The organism is Rhizobacter sp. (assembly GCF_031412075.1).
Classification (GTDB): domain Bacteria; phylum Pseudomonadota; class Gammaproteobacteria; order Burkholderiales; family Burkholderiaceae_C; genus Rhizobacter.
The window spans coordinates 1-1,815 of sequence record NZ_JANOCG010000018.1 but is presented as its reverse complement, the minus strand read 5'-3'; the positions used below and the strand labels follow the sequence as shown (position 1 = coordinate 1,815).

At 70.6% G+C, this 1,815-nt stretch carries 3 protein-coding genes; 1 reads left to right on the top strand and 2 read right to left on the bottom strand.

The genetic code is table 11. The annotated features are described in order from the left end of the window. Positions 1-788: FAD/NAD(P)-binding oxidoreductase (locus RMO40_RS00580; RefSeq protein ID WP_309714924.1), on the bottom strand; the 788-nt coding region annotated here is incomplete at its 3' end. Continuing rightward, complete coding sequence (locus tag RMO40_RS00575) at positions 785-1,117, bottom strand: c-type cytochrome (protein ID WP_309714922.1); 333 nt, start codon at positions 1,115-1,117, stop codon at positions 785-787. The genes RMO40_RS00575 and RMO40_RS00580, both read right to left, overlap by 4 nt. A gap of 166 nt (positions 1,118-1,283) precedes the next feature. Between RMO40_RS00575 and RMO40_RS00570 the strand changes: the two genes are divergently transcribed. Then, positions 1,284-1,784 (top strand): 2Fe-2S iron-sulfur cluster-binding protein, encoded by a 501-nt coding sequence (locus RMO40_RS00570; protein ID WP_309714920.1) that lies wholly within the window; start codon positions 1,284-1,286, stop codon positions 1,782-1,784. Positions 1,785-1,815: the final 31 nt, after the last annotated feature.

The window sequence follows — 1,815 nt, the reverse complement described above, 5'->3', positions numbered from 1 at the left end:
TGCACCTCCACCTTCACGCGCAGGCCCTCCACGCCCACCACCTTGTGCAGCGGACGGAACTCCACCATGCCCGGGTACAGCTCGGCCCAGGCTTTCTTGAAAAGCGCCGGTTTGGAGGTGACGTCGGGGTTGGCGTCGAGGATCAGCACCTTGCTGCGCGGCTTGGCGCGCTTGAAGTACGCGGCGATCACGCTCGCCCGCTCGTACGGCCCGGGTGGGCAGCGGTAGGGCGACTCGGGCACCGAGATCGCAAACACACCGCCATCGGGCATCGCCTCCAGCTGGCGGCGCAGCGCCACGGTTTCGGGCCCCGCCTTCCACGCCTGCAGCACACGGCCCGCCTCATGGGCAGCGCGCAGGCCCTGCACCTCGTCGAACATCAGGTCCACACCGGGTGACACCACGAGCTTGTCGTAGCCGAGGGTGGCGCCGCCGGCGAGCGTGACGCTGCGCGCGGCCGTGTCGATGCGCGCCACGCTGTCGCGCACCCACTGCACACCGTGGCGCGCCACCAGGCCGTCGTACGGCGTGCTCAGGTCGGCCCGCGTGCGGGTGCCGCTCAGCACCAGGTTGGAGACCGGGCACGAGACGAAAGCCGCACTCGGCTCGACCATCACCACGCCGATCTTCTGGTCGGACAGCAGCCGCACATAGCGCGCCGCGGTGGCGCCGCCATACCCACCACCCACCACCACCACCTGTGCGCGGGCGGGCACCGCGCGTGGGGTGGCACAGCCGACGAGCGCGGCCGCCGCCGCACCGCCCAACACCAAGCTGCGGCGCTTCATGGCGCCACCTTCGGCAACGCAGCGAAGTAGCCCGCGAGCTGCTCGATCTGCGCGGGCGTGTAGCCCTTGGCGATCTGGTGCATCACGGTGGCTGGGCGGGTGCCGTCGCGAAACGCGGTCATCTGCGCCACGAGGTAGGCACGGTCCAGCCCGCGCAGGCTCGCCATGGCGGCGCCGCTCACGGCCCGGCCGTCGGTGCCGTGGCAGGCGGCGCAGGTGGCGGCGAGCGAGCGCAGCGCCAGGTCGGCAGGTGGTGCTGCGGGCTGCGCCTGCGCCGTGGGCGCGGCCATCGCGGCCAGCAGGGCCCAAGTGCGTGTGAGTCGTGCCATCGGTGGTCTCCGTGGGTCGGCCAGTGGGGTCGGCCGGTGAAGGCGCGTGAGCGTGGGCGGCATCTTGCGCGCGCCGCGTTCATTCCCCAGTCACGTCAGGGTTTTAACCTTGCCGCATGCTCGCCACCCTCAGGGCGACGGCCATGTGCCACACAGGAGACGACGAATGACCACCCTCAACGTCAACGGCAAAACACGCACCGTGAACGTCGAACCCGACACCCCGCTGCTGTGGGTGCTGCGCGAGCAGCTGGGGCTGACCGGCACCAAGTACGGCTGCGGCATCGCGCAGTGCGGCGCGTGCACGGTGCACATCGACGGTGTGCCCACCCGCAGCTGCGTGCGGCCGGTGTCGTCGGTCCAGGCGAAGGAAAAGATCGTCACCATCGAGGGGCTGTCGCCCAAGGGCGACCACCCGGTGCAGAAGGCCTGGCTCGCACTCGACGTGCCGCAGTGCGGCTTCTGCCAGTCCGGAATGATCATGGCGGCCAGCGCCTTGCTCAAGGCCAAGCCCACCCCGACCGATGCCGACATCGACGCGGCCATGACCAACATCTGCCGCTGCGGCACCTACACCCGGGTGCGGGCCGGCATCAAGGCGGTGGCCCAGGGCACCACGAAGACGGCCGGCCTGGCCATCCAGCACACGGACGGGAGCGTCACATGAGCACCGCATCCATGCAGCGACGTGGTTTCCT

Coding starts and splice junctions, on each gene's coding strand:
- RMO40_RS00575 (WP_309714922.1), bottom strand. CDS start 1,117: ATGGCACGACTCACACGCACTTGGGCCCTGCTGGCCGCGATGGCCGCG.
- RMO40_RS00570 (WP_309714920.1), top strand. CDS start 1,284: ATGACCACCCTCAACGTCAACGGCAAAACACGCACCGTGAACGTCGAA.